14 protein-coding genes and 1 riboswitch are annotated in these 14,891 nt (G+C 69.6%); of the genes, 9 read left to right on the top strand and 5 right to left on the bottom strand.

Going from position 1 to position 14,891, the window contains the following annotated elements; all coding sequences use genetic code 11:
- Nucleotides 1-84: 84 nt before the first annotated feature.
- Nucleotides 85-1,497, bottom strand: coding sequence for an SLC13 family permease (locus tag HUA76_RS26835; protein WP_174462453.1), 1,413 nt, complete (start codon nucleotides 1,495-1,497; stop codon nucleotides 85-87).
- A gap of 25 nt (nucleotides 1,498-1,522) precedes the next feature.
- A complete protein-coding gene (locus HUA76_RS26830) occupies nucleotides 1,523-1,954 on the bottom strand; it encodes a CBS domain-containing protein (protein WP_174456737.1) in 432 nt (143 codons plus the stop codon).
- 221 nt (nucleotides 1,955-2,175) lie between these two features.
- Nucleotides 2,176-2,286: riboswitch (TPP riboswitch) on the top strand.
- A 45-nt stretch (nucleotides 2,287-2,331) separates the two neighbouring features.
- Between HUA76_RS26830 and thiC the strand changes: the two genes are divergently transcribed.
- Both thiC and HUA76_RS26820 read left to right on the top strand, forming a co-directional pair.
- Nucleotides 2,332-4,206 (top strand): phosphomethylpyrimidine synthase ThiC, encoded by a 1,875-nt coding sequence (gene thiC / locus HUA76_RS26825; RefSeq protein WP_141647377.1) that lies wholly within the window; start codon nucleotides 2,332-2,334, stop codon nucleotides 4,204-4,206.
- Nucleotides 4,207-4,346: 140 nt separating this feature from the next.
- Nucleotides 4,347-4,736, top strand: a complete 390-nt coding sequence (locus HUA76_RS26820) for a DUF4870 domain-containing protein (protein ID WP_141647378.1) — start codon at nucleotides 4,347-4,349, stop codon at nucleotides 4,734-4,736.
- Nucleotides 4,737-5,022: 286 nt separating this feature from the next.
- On the opposite strand, the gene moaA is transcribed toward HUA76_RS26820, so the two are convergent.
- From moaA to thiO, 3 genes are all read right to left on the bottom strand, one after another.
- Nucleotides 5,023-6,036, bottom strand: coding sequence for a GTP 3',8-cyclase MoaA (gene moaA / locus HUA76_RS26815; protein ID WP_141647379.1), 1,014 nt, complete (start codon nucleotides 6,034-6,036; stop codon nucleotides 5,023-5,025).
- Nucleotides 6,037-6,101: 65 nt separating this feature from the next.
- Nucleotides 6,102-7,343: an HD domain-containing phosphohydrolase gene (locus tag HUA76_RS26810; protein ID WP_174456735.1), complete on the bottom strand. Its 1,242-nt coding sequence runs from the start codon at nucleotides 7,341-7,343 to the stop codon at nucleotides 6,102-6,104.
- Nucleotides 7,344-7,509: 166 nt separating this feature from the next.
- On the bottom strand, nucleotides 7,510-8,628 hold the full coding sequence (thiO, locus tag HUA76_RS26805) for a glycine oxidase ThiO (protein ID WP_174462452.1): 1,119 nt from the start codon (nucleotides 8,626-8,628) through the stop codon (nucleotides 7,510-7,512).
- A 312-nt stretch (nucleotides 8,629-8,940) separates the two neighbouring features.
- On the opposite strand from thiO, the gene hisG reads away from it, so the two are divergent.
- Genes hisG through hisF form a run of 7 tightly spaced genes read left to right on the top strand, consistent with a single transcriptional unit; the run spans nucleotide 8,941 to nucleotide 14,742 of the window.
- The gene (hisG, locus tag HUA76_RS26800; protein WP_141647382.1) at nucleotides 8,941-9,801 is read left to right on the top strand and encodes an ATP phosphoribosyltransferase; all 861 of its coding nucleotides are present in this window, start codon (nucleotides 8,941-8,943) and stop codon (nucleotides 9,799-9,801) included.
- Entirely contained in the window at nucleotides 9,801-11,108 is a 1,308-nt protein-coding gene (gene hisD / locus HUA76_RS26795; RefSeq protein ID WP_174462451.1) for a histidinol dehydrogenase, read from the top strand. The genes hisG and hisD overlap by 1 nt, the downstream gene beginning before the upstream one ends.
- Nucleotides 11,105-12,145, top strand: a complete 1,041-nt coding sequence (locus HUA76_RS26790; RefSeq protein ID WP_174462450.1) for a histidinol-phosphate transaminase — start codon at nucleotides 11,105-11,107, stop codon at nucleotides 12,143-12,145. The genes hisD and HUA76_RS26790 overlap by 4 nt, the downstream gene beginning before the upstream one ends.
- Nucleotides 12,142-12,735 carry an imidazole glycerol phosphate synthase subunit HisH gene (gene hisH, locus HUA76_RS26785; protein WP_174462449.1) on the top strand — a complete coding sequence of 198 codons (594 nt, stop codon included), beginning with the start codon at nucleotides 12,142-12,144 and terminating at the stop codon, nucleotides 12,733-12,735. Before HUA76_RS26790 ends, hisH begins: the two co-directional genes overlap by 4 nt.
- The gene (locus HUA76_RS26780; protein ID WP_174462448.1) at nucleotides 12,732-13,448 is read left to right on the top strand and encodes a HisA/HisF-related TIM barrel protein; all 717 of its coding nucleotides are present in this window, start codon (nucleotides 12,732-12,734) and stop codon (nucleotides 13,446-13,448) included. The genes hisH and HUA76_RS26780 overlap by 4 nt, the downstream gene beginning before the upstream one ends.
- Nucleotides 13,445-13,981 carry an imidazoleglycerol-phosphate dehydratase gene (locus HUA76_RS26775; protein WP_174456729.1) on the top strand — a complete coding sequence of 179 codons (537 nt, stop codon included), beginning with the start codon at nucleotides 13,445-13,447 and terminating at the stop codon, nucleotides 13,979-13,981. The genes HUA76_RS26780 and HUA76_RS26775 overlap by 4 nt, the downstream gene beginning before the upstream one ends.
- Nucleotides 13,978-14,742: an imidazole glycerol phosphate synthase subunit HisF gene (gene hisF, locus HUA76_RS26770; protein ID WP_368773779.1), complete on the top strand. Its 765-nt coding sequence runs from the start codon at nucleotides 13,978-13,980 to the stop codon at nucleotides 14,740-14,742. Before HUA76_RS26775 ends, hisF begins: the two co-directional genes overlap by 4 nt.
- Nucleotides 14,743-14,891 lie beyond the last annotated feature (149 nt).

Raw genomic sequence — 14,891 nt, 5'->3', positions numbered from 1 at the left:
CCCTTACAACCCGTGTGCCGCGAAGGTGCTTCATGGTGGACCGGGGATTCGCCCTGAAGTCCCGGACGGGCGGACGAGGGTAACTCATGGCAGGCCAAAGAGACGTAGCACCAGGGGGCCCGTCCAGCTGACCAGCAGACAACCGGCCACCATGAGGGGAAGCCCCAGTTTCAACAGCTCGGAGGTGTCGAGCCCCTCGCCCGCGGCCATCGCGTTGGGCGGGGTGCTGATGGCGAAGGGGATGCCGAACGAGCACCCCATGGCGACGAGGATGGGCGTGGACGCGGAGGGTTCCACGCTCAGGGCCAGGGGCATCAGCAGCGCGGCGGTGCCGGTGTTGCTCATCAGCGCGGACAGGCTCGCGGCGACGATGACCAGCGCCCCCAGTCTCGCCTCGCGCGGCCACGCCTCCAGCCGGGCGCCATCGAGCGCGTGGGCCACCAGGCCCGACTGCTCCAGGAGTTTTCCCAGCGCCAGCCCACCGGCGATGAGCAGGAGGGTGGACCAGTCCAGGCGTCCCAGGTCCTCGCGTTTGAGAAGCCCGGTGCCGAACAGCAGCGCGGTGGCGCCCAGGGCGACGACCGGTGCGGGCACTCCGTGGAGCGGCTCCGACAGCCAGGCGACCACGCAGGCGGCGCTCACCGCGAGCACGCGTCGGCCGGAGGCATCGAGTGTGCGGGCGGGCTGTGCGGGCAAGGTCAGCGCGTCTCCCATGCGGAAGCGCAGGAGCACCAGGCCGAAGCCGAGCAGCAGCATCAGCACCGTGAGGGGCAGGGCGAACGCCATCCAGCCCGCGAAGGTGACGTGCGCATGAGCGCTCGCGGCGGACACCGCGAGGGCATTGGGGCCGCTGCCCACGGGCGTCGCCATGCCGCCCAGGTTTGCGCCCAATGCGACTCCCGCGAGCAGGGCGGGACGCAGCGGTGTGCCCGGAGGTGAGGCGAGCAGCACGGGCCTGAGCGCGGCGAGCATCATCGCCGCTGCGGCCACGTTGGACATCCACATGGAGAGGAAGGCCACGCCGCCCATGACGAGGAGCAGCAGGAGGCGGGGCCGGCCTCGCGACAGGCGCACGACGTGCCGCGCCACCGCCGAGTCGAGGCCGTGGCGCATGGCCGCGACTTCCAGCGTGAAGCCACCCAGGAACAGGATGAGCACCGGGTCCACGCCCCAGGTGAGCACGGAGGACAGCCGGTACTCCGGCCCCAGCGGACCGAGCACCACCGGCGTGGCGCCCAGCAGGAGCAGGGTGGGCACGAAGGGCGGCACCAGCTCCGTGAGCCACAGCACCAGGCACACGCCCGCCACCAGCACCGTGCGCGATGCCACCTCGCCGTCCACGCCGAAGCCCGCGAGCCCGGCCACCGCGACCAGGCCCACCAGCGCGAGCACGGGCCGGGTCCAGCGACGCCGTGACGACGGCGCGACGGTGGCCTCGGGAAGGCTGGTCGACAGGGCCTCGGCGTCTGCGTGTGTCGAGGCGAGTGGGGAGGTCATTGCAAGGGACGCGGGGAGGAGGGACCTACGCGTTGAATTCCCTCGCCAGCTCGCGGCGGTCCTTGTCCTCGATGAGGTGCTGCGCGTAGCGCACCAGGTCCGCCTCGGTGACGATGCCGAGCAGCGCGCCGTCCTGCCCGACGACGGGAAGGCAGCCGAACTTGTTGCGCAACATCAGCACCACGGCATCGCGCAGCGACGCCTCGGGCGTCACCGTCGTCACGTCCCGGGTCATGATGTCGGCGGCCCACAGCGGCTGCGCGGCGGGGTCCGTCGCGTGCGTGGCCGCGGCCCTCAGCAGGTCTCGGTGGGTGATGAGGCCCACGAGCTTTCCCTGTCGGACGACGGGGAGGTGCCGGATGCGGTGCAGGCGCAGCAGCTCCTCCGCCTTGCCCAGGTTCTGGGTCTCCTTGAGCGCGACCACCTCGCGCGTCATCAGCTCTCCGACGATCTGCATGTGGCGCTCTCCGGTAGATAGGTGGAACTCCCGGGGGCCGTTGCATGGAAGGGGCCAGCCCGGATTCCCTCGGGCTACGGCGATTTCGGTGCCCTGTACACGCAAGGTTTGCGCGTTCGTGTGGTGCCCCGCATTCCTTGCGCGAGTGGTGTTGACTGGAGTGCTTCGAGCCCTGGCCACCGGGCAGGTTGAAGCCGGTCCCGGCGTGCGCTAGATGCTCACCCAGTCGCTAGGGGTGCCCCTCGTAAGGGGCTGAGACGGCCGCGTGGCGCGGCCAACCCTTGGAACCTGAACCGGGTCATACCGGCGGAGGGAAGCGGCCCGGAACCCCCTGGGGGCTTCCGTCTGCCTTCCCGCCCGTCCTCGAGGAGAGAGAGATGAGCGGAGCGTCCAGAAGCCTCAAGGTCGATGGCAAGGTGCTCGAAGGCATCAGCCAGGGCCCCCTGCCAGCCTCGCGCAAGGTGTTCGTGAGTGGGGAGCTGCACCCCGACTTGCGAGTCCCCGTGCGGGAAATCAGTCAAACCCCCACGCGGCACGGACCGGGCGCGGATGCCCGGGTGACGTCGAATCCCCCCGTGCTCGTCTATGACTCCAGCGGTCCGTACACGGACCCGGAGGCGCGAATCGACCTGCGCCAGGGCCTGCCCGCCACGCGCGAGGCCTGGGTGCTGCGTCGCGATGACACGGAGGAGCTGGCGGGAATCACCTCCGACTACGGCAAGGAGCGCGAGGCGGACCCGAGGCTCGCGGGGCTGCGCTTCGGCCATCGCCGCAAGCCCCGCGTGGCACGCCAGGGCGTCAACGTCACCCAGTTGCACTACGCCCGGCGCGGCATCATCACCCCGGAGATGGAGTACGTGGCGCTGCGAGAGAACCTGCGCATGGACGCGTCGCTGTCCGCGCAGCACCCGGGCCACTCGTGGGGCGCGTCCATCCCCCGCGTCATCACCCCGGAGTTCGTGCGCGACGAGATTGCCCGGGGCCGCGCCATCATCCCCGCGAACATCAATCACCCGGAGCTGGAGCCGATGATCATCGGCCGCAACTTCCTGGTGAAGATCAACGCCAACATCGGCAACTCCGCCGTCTCGTCCTCCATCGAGGAGGAGGTGGAGAAGATGGTCTGGTCCATCCGCTGGGGCGCGGACACGGTGATGGACCTGTCCACGGGCCGGAACATCCACGAGACGCGCGAGTGGATCCTCCGCAACGCGCCGGTGCCCATCGGCACGGTGCCCATCTATCAGGCGCTGGAGAAGGTGGGCGGCAAGGCGGAGGACCTCACGTGGGAGATCTACCGCGACACGCTCATCGAGCAGGCCGAGCAGGGCGTGGACTACTTCACCATCCACGCCGGCGTGCTGCTGCGCTACGTGCCGCTCACCGCGAAGCGACTGACGGGCATCGTCAGCCGGGGCGGCTCCATCCTCGCGAAGTGGTGCCTGGCCCACCACCAGGAGAACTTCCTCTACACGCACTTCGAGGAGATCTGCGAGATCATGAAGGCGTACGACGTCAGCTTCAGCCTGGGTGACGGGCTGCGGCCGGGCTCCATCGCCGACGCGAACGACGCGGCGCAGTTCGGCGAACTGGAGACGCTGGGCGAGCTGACGAAGATCGCCTGGAAGCACGACGTGCAGACGATGATCGAAGGCCCGGGCCACGTGCCCATGCACCTCATCCAGGAGAACATGACGAAGCAGCTGGCGGTGTGCGGCGAGGCGCCGTTCTACACGCTGGGGCCCCTCACCACGGATATCGCGCCGGGGTATGACCACTTCACCAGCGGCATTGGCGCGGCGATGATTGGTTGGTTCGGCACCGCGATGCTCTGCTACGTGACGCCGAAGGAGCACCTGGGGCTGCCGGACCGCGACGACGTGAAGGAAGGCGTCATCACGTACAAGATCGCCGCGCACGCCGCCGACCTGGCCAAGGGGCATCCGGGCGCTCAGGCTCGCGACAACGCGCTCTCCAAGGCCCGCTTCGAGTTCCGCTGGGAGGACCAGTTCAACCTCTCCCTGGACCCCGAGCGCGCCCGCGCCTTCCACGACGAGACGCTGCCCGCCGACGGCGCCAAGGTCGCCCACTTCTGCTCCATGTGCGGGCCCCAGTTCTGCTCCATGAAAATCACCCAGGATGTTCGCGACTACGCGGAGAAGCTGGGCGTCACCGACGCCACCGCGCTCGACTCGGGGATGGAACAGAAGAGTGAGGAATTCCGGAAGGCAGGCAGCGAGTTGTATCGCTGAGCCACGAAGCCAGGAATCGAGGGCGTCAAACGACCTGCTACATCACCTGTCCGAGACGTGACAATGAGAGTGGGTGCATGTCATGTTAGGCAGGCATGGGCGCGGTGCACGCGCCCTCGATTATCTGGAGGGGATACTTCATGGAGACTCCGCCGCGGGAGCAAGTGGGTTCGTACATCACCGGCACTCCGATGCCGACCCAGGATGAGAAGACGATGGGGCTCATCGCCCACATGGGAACCATCCTGGCCAACTTCGTGGGCCTGGGCTTCGCGGTTCCGCTGGTGCTGATGCTGACCAAGGGCAAGGAGTCGTCCTTTGTTCGCGAGCACTCGGTGGAGTCGCTGAACTTCCAGATCACCCTCTTCATCGCCGGCCTCGTCGGCGTCGCCACGTCGTGTATCGGCATCGGCCTGGTGTTGCTGCCCATCGTCGGCATCCTGGCGCTGGTGTTCGGCATCATCGGCGGGCTGAAGGCGAACGAGGGGCAGCTGTACCGGTACCCGTTCGCCATCCGGCTGGTGAAGTAGTCGGCACGGCGGCGGCTCCCTTCGGGGAGCCCGCGGCCACTCGGGCGGGCCAGGCGCGAGCGCGCGGGCCCGCCCGTCGTCTTTTCAGGGGACGCGCGAGCGCCAGCACTCGGGTGCATCCTCGCGACGCGGCAGCGCGGTCTCGGCCCCTCGGGGGCAGCATCGTGGCGCCGGTGCGGGCCTTCAGCCGCCGATGCCCATCATGGACAGCCGCGTGGCGCCGGTGGGGCGGGCCTTCAGTCGCCGATGCCCATCATGGACAGCAGCATGGCGCCCGTGCGGGCCTTCAGCCGCCAATGCCCATCATGGACAGCAGCGTGGCGCCGTTGCCGGGCTCGGTGAAGCGGTGGCCCTCGGGCTTGTCGCCCAGGGCAGCGCGGATGGCCCGTGCCAGCTCCACGTCCGTGGCCCCACCCCGGATGAGCTGATGCAGCGGCGCCTGTGCGCGGCCGCCCAGGCAGCTGCGCAAGTCGCCATTCGAGGCCACGCGCACGCGGTTGCACCCGCCGCAGAAGTTCTGGGTCAGCGGCGAGATGAAGCCCACGCGGCCACCTGGCGCCTTCCAGTAGCGCGCGGGACCGGAGGTGACGGAGTCGGCGGCGGCGCCTGTCTCCTCGGGCTCGGCGGAGAGGTCCAGGCCCTCGCCGCGCAGCCGGTCCATCAGCTCGGCGGTGGGCACCGGAACGCCCTGGCCAAAGGGCATCAGCTCGATGAAGCGCGGGGTGATGCCGCGCGCGTGCGCGTACTCCACCAGCGCGCGGGCCTCGCCGTCGTTCACGCCCCGCATCACCACGACGTTGAGTTTGAGCGAGGCGTAGTGGGAGGCCGCCGCCGCGTCGATGCCCCGGAGGATGGCGTCGAAGTCCCCCTGCTTGGAGATGCGGCGGAACGTCTCCGGGGACAGCGTGTCCAGGCTGAGGTTGAGCTGGTCGACACCGGCCTCGCGCAACGGGGCCGCGAGGGCCTCCAGGTGGCTGGCGTTGGTGGTGATGGCCAGGTGCCGCACGCCTGGGATGCTGGCGATGCGCCGGGCGATTTCCAGGATGTCCGGACGGATGAGCGGCTCGCCCCCGGTGAGGCGCACGCGGCGGATGCCCAGCGCGGCGAAGATGCCGGCGATGCGTCCCAGCTCCTCCGCGTTCAGCAGGTCTTTCTTGCCGCCCCAGGACGCGGGAGAGCAGTACGTGCAGCGGAAGTTGCAGCGGTCCGTGATGCTCAGCCGCAGGTACGTCATGCGGCGCCCCTGCGCATCCAGCAGGGGAGGGGCGAGCGGATCCGTCTGGAGTGCGGGCGTCGTCACGGGCGGCCTGACCTCATAACAGCCGCCAGGGGGACGTTCATCTCAATCCCCCCAGCGTGAGGGGCTCAGCCCTCGCTGCCCGTGGCCGACCGGATGATCGGCACCTTCACTTCGACGGGCTCGCTCGGGGCGGCACGCGGGGCGACCGGCGCGGGCTCCAGGTCATCGTCCAGGTCCGTCAGACGCGCCAGCTCCGCCTCGGCCTCGTTCGCCTCCTGCTCGGCCACGGGAAGATTGAGCTTCCGCAGCGCCATCTCCTCCTTGATGCGGATGAGACCCTCTTCGCCGATGTCCAGGAACGCCCGGACGACTTCCGGGTCGAACTGGGTGTTGGCGCAGCGGCGGATCTCCTGGATGGCGTTCGCGAACGAGGTGCCCTTGCGGTACGGCCGGTCGCTCGTCATCGCGTCCAGCGTGTCCGCCACGGCGAAGATGCGCGCGCCGATGTGGATCTCCTGCCGCTGGAGGCCGCGCGGGTAGCCCGCGCCGTCCCAGCGCTCCTGGTGCGACAGGACGATGGCGGAGGGCGTGGAGAGGAACGGGATGGCCTGGATCATCTGGAAGCCAATCTCCGGATGCTTGCGCATCTCCAGCCACTCGTCCGGCGTGAGCTTGCCCGGCTTGAGCAGCACCGCGTCCGGCACGCCAATCTTGCCGATGTCGTGCAGGAGCGCGCCGCGGCCAATCTCCTCCAGGTCCTTGCCGGAGATGCTCATCCGGCCGGCGATGGCGGACGTGTAGCTGACCACGCGCTGCGAGTGGTCGCTCGTCTCGTGCTCGCGCGCGTCCAGCGCGGCCACCAGCGCCAGGAGCGTGTTCTGGTAGGTGTTGGCGATGTTGTGCAGCGCGCTGCGCAGCTCCGCGGTGCGGTCTCGCACCTTGCGCTCCAGCTTCTTCTGGTAGCGCTTGCGGGCCATCTCGATGCGGCGCTTGGCGAGCGCACGCTCGATGGCTCGGATGAGGTCGGTGAGCTTCGGTGGCTTGAGCAGGTAGTCCACCGCGCCCCGGCGCAGGCAGTCCACCGCGGACTCCGTGTCGCCATAGCCGGTGAGCATGATGACGGACGTGTCCGGCAGTCGCTCTCGCAGGTTCTCCAACAGCCAGAGGCCGTCCTTGCCCGGCATCTTCATGTCGCTGATGACGAGCGGGGTGTCCTCCTCGCCAGCCACGTCCAGCGCCATCTCGGCGCCGCTCGCGACGACGCAGTTGTAGCCCTCTTCACGCAGGAGGACGGAGATGACGTCTCGGACAGAGTCGTCATCGTCGACGATGAGGATTCGGGGTGGGGCAGGGGGGATGGCTTCCACGGCGGGAGATTCTAAAGGTTTCCGGGTTTCAATGGCGAATGAGTCAGGGAAATTACCACCTTCCTCCACTTGCAGGTTGACAGTCCAGTGCGCTGGTCCGGAAGACGACCCTGGGAGGGAGGGCGGCCGGGCAGGCGTGGACGGGCCCTGGGAGGAAGTCGAGCCTTCAGGCCTGGACCCTCGTACTCGCGCGGTCATGGCGGAAAGGCGCGAGGTCCAGGGTGGTCCGCTCTCCGAGGACGGCCTCGGCCACGAGCTTCGCGGTGATGGGGGCCAGGAGGATGCCGTTGCGGAAGTGTCCGGTGGCGAGGAAGAGGCCCGGGGTGGGGCCCTCTCCGAGGTAGGGCCGCTTGTCCTCCGTCCAGGGGCGGAAGCCGGCCCACGTCTCGGTGATGGGGGCGGACCCGAGCTCCGGGCACAGCTCCAGGGCCATGTCGAGGATGCGGGCCAGGCCCGCCGCGGTCACCTGCTTGTCGAAGCCCACCAGCTCCATTGTGCTGCCGGCGATGACGCGGCCGTCCGCGCGGGGGACGACGTAGCCCTTCTCCGACGTGAGGATCCGCTGGAGCAGGGGAAGGCGCGTCTGGAGCTGAATCATCTGCCCACGCGCGGGGCGCACCGCCTTCGCCTCCACGCCCGCGCCCTGGACGAGCGAGGACCAGGAGCCGGCGGCGAGCACCACCGCGTCCGCGCGCAGCACCTCGCCATCCAGGTCCACGCCCACCGCGCGGCCCGCTTCGTGGACGATGCCGCGCACGTAGCCGCTTCGGAATTCGGCGCCCACGCGCGCGGCGGCCATCGTCAGCGCGCGGACGAGGAGCCGGTTGTCCACCTGGTGGTCATCCGGGAAGTGGGCGGCGGCCACGGCTTTCGAGGAGAGGCGCGGCTCCAATGCGCGGGCCTGGGCACCGTCGAGCACGTCCGCGCGCAGGCCCATGCCGCGCTGCCACAGCACGGTGGCTTCCACGTGCTGCACCGCCGCTTCGCTGAAGGCGACCTTGAGGACGCCGCTGGGGCGGTAGGCGATGTCCACGCCGGACAGCTCGCGCAGCTCGTCGGCGAAGGCGGGATAGAGGGCGCGGCTCTTCAGGCACAGCTCGAGGAAGGGGCCGGGGCCGTCGGACTCCATCTGTGGAGCGAGCATGCCGGCGGCGGCGCTGCTGGCCTCCGCGCCGGGGATGGAGCGCTCCAGGACGGTGACGCGCGCGCCGGCCTGCCGCAGCCGCAGCGCGATGCCGCAGCCCATGATTCCCCCACCCACGATGATGACGTCCGAAACTCGCATGGACTTCTTTCCTGCTCGCCCCGTCGAGGGTTTGCAAGCGACTTGGACAGGGAGCCCAGAGGTCGGGTTGACGGCGGGGGCCTTTGCCATTACTGATGGGGCCGTGCGTTTCTCTTCCGTGCATCCCCATCATGCGCATCATCGGCTCGGCCCCGACGGGACCGTTCGCCACGCGCATGCCTGGGTGAGCCACTAGACGCACCACCCTCCCGGCACCTGCCGCAGCGAATGAAGGCCCGTCCTCCCCCGGACGGGCCTTTTTTCGTTTCCGCGCGGCCTTCGTTTCCCCCGCAGCCCCCAGCAGGTCTACCCATGTTGCTGAAGATCGCTCTTCCCAACAAAGGCCGCCTTTCCGAAGAGGTTCGTGAACTTTTCAACGATGCGGGCCTGGAGGTGCGCGGCAGAGGAGAGCGCGCACTCACCGCGTCGCTCGGCGGCGAGTTCGAGGCCATCTTCGTGCGCGCCCAGGACATCCCGGAGTTCGTCGCGGACGGCGCGGCGCATGCGGGTGTCACGGGATGGGATCTCGTGAGCGAGGCGGGGCGGGAGCTCGAGCACCTGATGGACCTGGAGTTCGGCAAGTGCCGGCTCGTCGTGGCGGCGCGCGAGGAGAGCGGCATCACCCACTCCAACGACGTGCGAGACGGCATGCGGGTGGCGTCGTGTTTCCCCCGGCTGACGCAGGACTACTTCGCGCGGCGAGGGCAGAGCATCACCGTGGTTCCCGTCTCGGGCGCGGCGGAGATTGCTCCTCACCTGGGCATCGCGGACATCGTGGTGGACCTGACGTCCACGGGCTCCACGCTGAAGATGAACGGCCTGCGCGAGGTGGCCACGGTGCTGGAGTCCAGCGCGCGACTGGTGTCGAGCAAGACGAACGTCCCGGAGGCGCGCAAGCGGTTGGATGAGCTGAAGCTGGCGCTGGGCTCGGTGCTGGCGGCGCGGGGAAAGCGCTACCTCATGGCCAATGTCCCCAGGGACTCGCTCGCGGGGGTTCGCGAGGTGCTGCCCGGACTCAATGGCCCCACGGTGGTGGATGTGCTGGACGGAGGGACGTTCGTCGCGGTGCACGCGGTGGTGGCGGCGAAGACCATCTACCGCACCGTCAACGCCCTGAAGGCCCTGGGCTGCGAGGGCATCCTCGTCACGCGCATCGAAAGGCTGGTGGCGTGATGACGCCGCTTCCTTCGTTCCTCCGCTATCGCGGACCGCTGGCCAGCCTGTCCCGCGAGGACCGGCTCCGATTGTTGCAGCGAGGCGGGGATGTGGACGCGCGCATCTCCGCCCGGGTGCGGGAGCTCATCGCCCGGGTCCGGCTGGATGGGGACTGGGCGCTCTTCGAGATGGCGCGCCAGTTCGACCGCGCGGAGTTGTCCGCACTGGAGGTCCCCCGCGCGCGTTGTGAGCAGGCGCTCGAATCATTGGACCCGTCGGTGGCGCGGGCCCTGGGACGCGCGGCGCGCAACATCGCGCGGGCGCACGAGGCGCAGCGGCCTCGCGCGGTGGAAGTGGAGACGGAGCCTGGTGTGCTGGTGGGCCGGAGGCCGGACCCCCTGGGCCGCGTCGGAGTGTACGCACCGGGAGGCCGGGCGGTGTATCCGAGCAGCGTGTTGATGGGGGTGGTGCCGGCGAAGGTCGCGGGGGTGGGCGAGGTCATCGTCTGCTCGCCTCCGGGGCCGGACGGTCTGCCACACGCGAGCGTGTTGGCGGCGGCGGTGCTGGCGGGCGCGGACCGGGTCTTCGCGCTGGGCGGAGCGGGCGCGGTGGCGGCGATGGCGTACGGCACGGAGAGTGTTCCCCGGGTGGACCGCATCGTCGGGCCGGGCAATGCCTACGTGGCGGAGGCGAAGCTCCAGGTGGTGGGGGCGGTGGCCATCGAAGCACCGGCGGGGCCGAGTGAAATCCTCGTCATCGCGGACGAGACGGCGAGTCCGGACGCGGTGGCGCGGGAGATGCTGGCGCAGGCGGAGCACGACCCGGATGCGGCCTGCGTGACGGTGGCGCGAGGCGAGGGGGTGGCGGAGGCCATCGCGGAGCAGGTGCGGCGCCTGTCACTGGGTGCGAAGCGCGAGGAGATTGTCGCCGCCGCACTGCGCTCACGGGGCGCGGTGTTGAGTGTGGCGTCGCTGGAGGAGGCGTGGCCCTTCGTCGCGGACTTCGCGCCGGAGCACCTGCTGCTCGCCACCGCCGCGCCTTCGGCGGACCTGGCGCGAGTGCGCAACGCGGGCACCGTCTTCCTCGGGGAGCGCTCCTCGGTGGCCTACGGCGACTACATGACGGGCTCCAACCACGTGCTGCCCACGGCGGGGCTGGCGAGGGCCTACTCAGGACTCAACCTTCTCGACTTCTACCGATGGACCACCTACCAGCGCGTGGAGCGCGCGGCGTCCCAGGCATTGGCGGACGACGTGGGACTGCTTGCGGAGAGTGAGGGCCTCTTCGCGCACGCGGACGCCGCGCGGGCCTGGAGGGCCGAATGATTCCCACGCGTGCGTCCTATCGGGACATCCCGTTGTATTCGCCCGCGAAGCGACCCTGTCGCGTGGACCTGAGCGACAACACCAACCTCTTCGGAGTGCCTCCCGCCGCGGAGCGAGTGCTGCGCGAGTCCTCCCTGGAGTCGCTCTCGCGCTATCCCCGAAGCTATGCGCCCGACCTGCGCGGCGTGTTGGCCGAGCAGCTTGGCGTGACAGCCGAGTGCGTGACGACGGGCTGCGGCTCCGATGACGTCCTCGACAGCGCGCTGCGAGCGTTCTTGGAGCCGGGTGAGTTGCTCGTGTTTCAAGACCCGACGTTCGTGATGATGCCGCTGTTCGCGCAGGTGAACGGACTGCGGACGGCGGCGGTGCCCTTGCGCGCCGACTTCGACGTGGAGCCCGAGTGGCTGGTGTCCACGGGGGCGAAGGTCATCTACCTGTGCTCACCGAACAACCCCACGGGCACGGTGCTGTCGCGCGCGGCGGTGGAGCGGGTGGTGGAGCGTGCGCCGGGGCTGGTCATCATCGACGAGGCGTATGCCGACTTCGCGCGCGGGCCTGGCTTCCTGGACCTGGCGCGCACGTGCTCGAACGTGCTGGTGACGCGCACGTTCTCGAAGGCCTTCGGGCTCGCGGGGATGCGCGTGGGGTGGGCCGTGGGCCACCCAAAGCTCGTGGCGGAGGTCGAGAAGGCACGGGGGCCGTACAAGCTGACGACGCTCGCGGAAGCGATGGCCGTGGCCGTGCTGCGCGAGGACGCGGGTTGGGTGCGTGCTCGGGTGGAGGAGGCGGTGGAGAACAGGGAGCGCCTGCGGGGCGCGCTGGTGGCGCAGGGGCTGAAGCCGCTGCCGTCCGAGGGCAACTTCCTGATGGTGCCGCTGCCCGGAGCGCCTGGGGTGGCGGAGCGGATGCGGGAGCGTGACGTGAACGTGAGGGCGTTCCAGGGACTGACCGGGGTCGGGGATGCGCTCCGAATCGGCAGTGGACCGTGGCCCTTGCTGGAGGCGGCGCTTGTGGCGCTGCTGGAGTCCTTGCGATGAGAGTCACCCTGTTCGACTACGGCGCTGGCAATCTGCACTCGCTGACCAAGGCCCTGGCCACGGAGGAGGGCGTCGACGTTCGCGTGGAGGAGAGCCCGGCGCGTGCGGTGGATACGGATGTGCTCGTGCTGCCCGGAGTTGGCGCCTTTGGCTCGGCGGCGGCGCGACTGGCGCCCGGGCGGGATGCGATGCGCTCGGCATTGGAGAAGGGCCTGCCCTGCCTGGGCATCTGCCTGGGCATGCAGTTGCTGTTCGATTCGAGCGACGAGGGAGAGGGCGCGGGCCTGGGCTATTTCTCCGGACGGGTGACGCGACTGACATCGCGACGCGTGCCGCAGATTGGCTGGAACCAGGTGGAGGGCGACCGCACGTTGTCGGGAGCGAAGCTGGACACCGCGTACTACGCGCACAGCTTCGTCTGCCGCGTGGAGGACACGTCGGTGGTGACGGGGTGGACGACTCACGAGGAGGACCGCTTCCCCGCGGTGGTTCGACGCGGCCGGGTGGTGGGCGTGCAGTTCCATCCCGAGAAGTCTTCGTCTTCGGGTGTCGCCTTCGTGCGGGCCTTCTTGCGGGAGGTGGCGTCATGAGGGCGATTCCCGCCATCGATCTGCGCGAAGGCGCGTGCGTGCAGCTTGTCGGAGGTTCGTATGAAGACGAGCGGGTTCGGGTGAAGGACCCGCTGGAGGCGCTACTTCGTTGGCGCGCCTTCGGCTTCAGGGCCTTCCACGTGGTCGACCTGGATGCGGCGCTGGGCCGGGGTTCCAATGCCGAGGCCGTGGCGCGACTTACCGCGCACGAGCCGGGGCTCACATTCACCGTGGGCGGGGGTGTGCGAGAGCTGGAGCGGGTGGAGGCGCTGCTGGAAGGGGGCGCTTCGGCCGTGGTGGTGGGGACTCGGGCCATCGAGGACGCGGCGTGGTTGGCCGACGTCGCGAGCCGCCATCCAGGCCGCGTGGTGGTTGCGGCGGACGTGCGAGGTCGCGAGGTGGTGACGCGAGGCTGGACGGCGGGCAGTGGCATGACGGTGGGCGATGTGCTCGCGGCGCTGGAGCCGTTGCCGCTCGGTGGCCTGCTGGTGACCGCGGTCCACAAGGAGGGGCAACTCGAGGGCGTCGACCTGTCGCTGATGCGCGAGGTGGTGGTTCGCAGCCGTCACCGGCTCTACGCGTCGGGCGGCGTGACGACGCTGGAAGACTTGAGGGCGCTGGCCTCGGTGGGCGCGTACGGGGCGGTCATTGGGATGGCGCTGTACACGGGGCGGCTGGATGCGCGCGACGTCGCGCTGGAGTTCGCGAAATGACCACTGTCACTCGAGAGACGAAGGAGACGCGGATCCGCGTGGAGCTGTCGGTGGGCCGGGGGAGCACGCAGGTGGACACGGGGCTCAAGTTCTTCGACCACATGCTCTCCACCTTCGCGCGCTACGCGGGGCTCGACTTGAAGTTGCACGCTCGTGGCGACCTCACGCACCACCTGATGGAGGACGTGGCGATTACGTTGGGGACGGCGGTGCAGCGGGTGATTCCGGCGACAGCGGCCCGCTTCGCGGAGCGCACGGTGCCCATGGATGACGCGCTGGTGCAGGCGTGCCTCGACGCGGGCGGACGGTTCTTCTACCAGGGGCCGTTGAAGAATCGGCTCTACGAGCACTGGATGCGCTCGTTCTGCGAGCACGCGAAGGTGACGCTGCACCTGCGGGTGCTGCGAGGGAAGGACAGTCACCACGTCACCGAGGCGGCGTTCAAGGCGCTGGGGCTCGCGCTGCGGGATGCGATGGTGGACTCCGGCACCGTGTTCAGCATGAAGGGCTCCGTGGCCCTGGAGGTGCTCTGATGCTGACGCGACGACTCATCGTCTGTCTGGACGTGAAGGGCGGCCGGGTGGTGAAGGGCGTTCGCTTCGAGGGTCTCCGCGACGTGGGCGACCCGGTGGAGCTGGCCTTGCGCTATGAGCAGGAGGGCGCGGACGAGGTGACGTTCCTCGACATCTCCGCGAGCGCCGAGGAGCGTGACACGCTCTGGGATTTGGTGCGGCGCACGGCGGAGCGACTGTTCATCCCGTTGACGGTCGGGGGAGGCGTCCGCACGGTGGAGGACGTGGGCCGTGCGCTTCGGTCTGGCGCGGACAAGGTGAGCATCAACTCGGCGGCGGTGGCCCGGCCGGAGGTGCTCACGGAGTGCGCGGAGCGATTCGGAGCGCAGTGCGTGGTGGCGAGCATCGACGCTCGGAAAGAGGGTTCGCGCTGGCGTGTCCACACGCATGGTGGGCGCAAGCCCACGGAGCTGGAGGCGGTGGCCTGGGCGCGTGAGTGTGTGGCGCGAGGTGCGGGTGAAGTGCTCCTCACCAGCATCGACCAGGACGGTGCCCGCTCAGGCTACGACCTGGAGCTGACGCGCGCGGTGGCGGACGCGGTGGACGTGCCCGTCATCGCATCCGGAGGGGCGGGTAACGCGGAGCACGTGCGGGACGGACTCACGCGTGGCGGCGCGGACGCGGCGCTCGTTGCGGGCATCCTTCACGATGGGCTCACCACGGTAGGGGCCATCAAATCGCTGCTCCGAGCGAGCGGCCTTCCCATCCGGAGCACGACATGACGAGCGCACAGGGCTTGATGCAGGCAGCGGAAGTCGCACGCAATTCGGGAGACGTGGCGCCGAGCGGCTTCAGGAGCCGTCCCATCCGGAGCACGACATGACGAGCGCACAGGGCTTGATGCGGGCGGTGGACGCCGCACGCAATTCGG

It is taken from the genome of Myxococcus sp. CA056 (assembly GCF_013336715.1).
Classification (GTDB): Bacteria; Myxococcota; Myxococcia; order Myxococcales; family Myxococcaceae; genus Myxococcus; species Myxococcus llanfairpwllgwyngyllgogerychwyrndrobwllllantysiliogogogochensis.
Note: the sequence above shows the minus strand (reverse complement) of the source record. Positions and strands in the feature narration are given on the sequence as shown.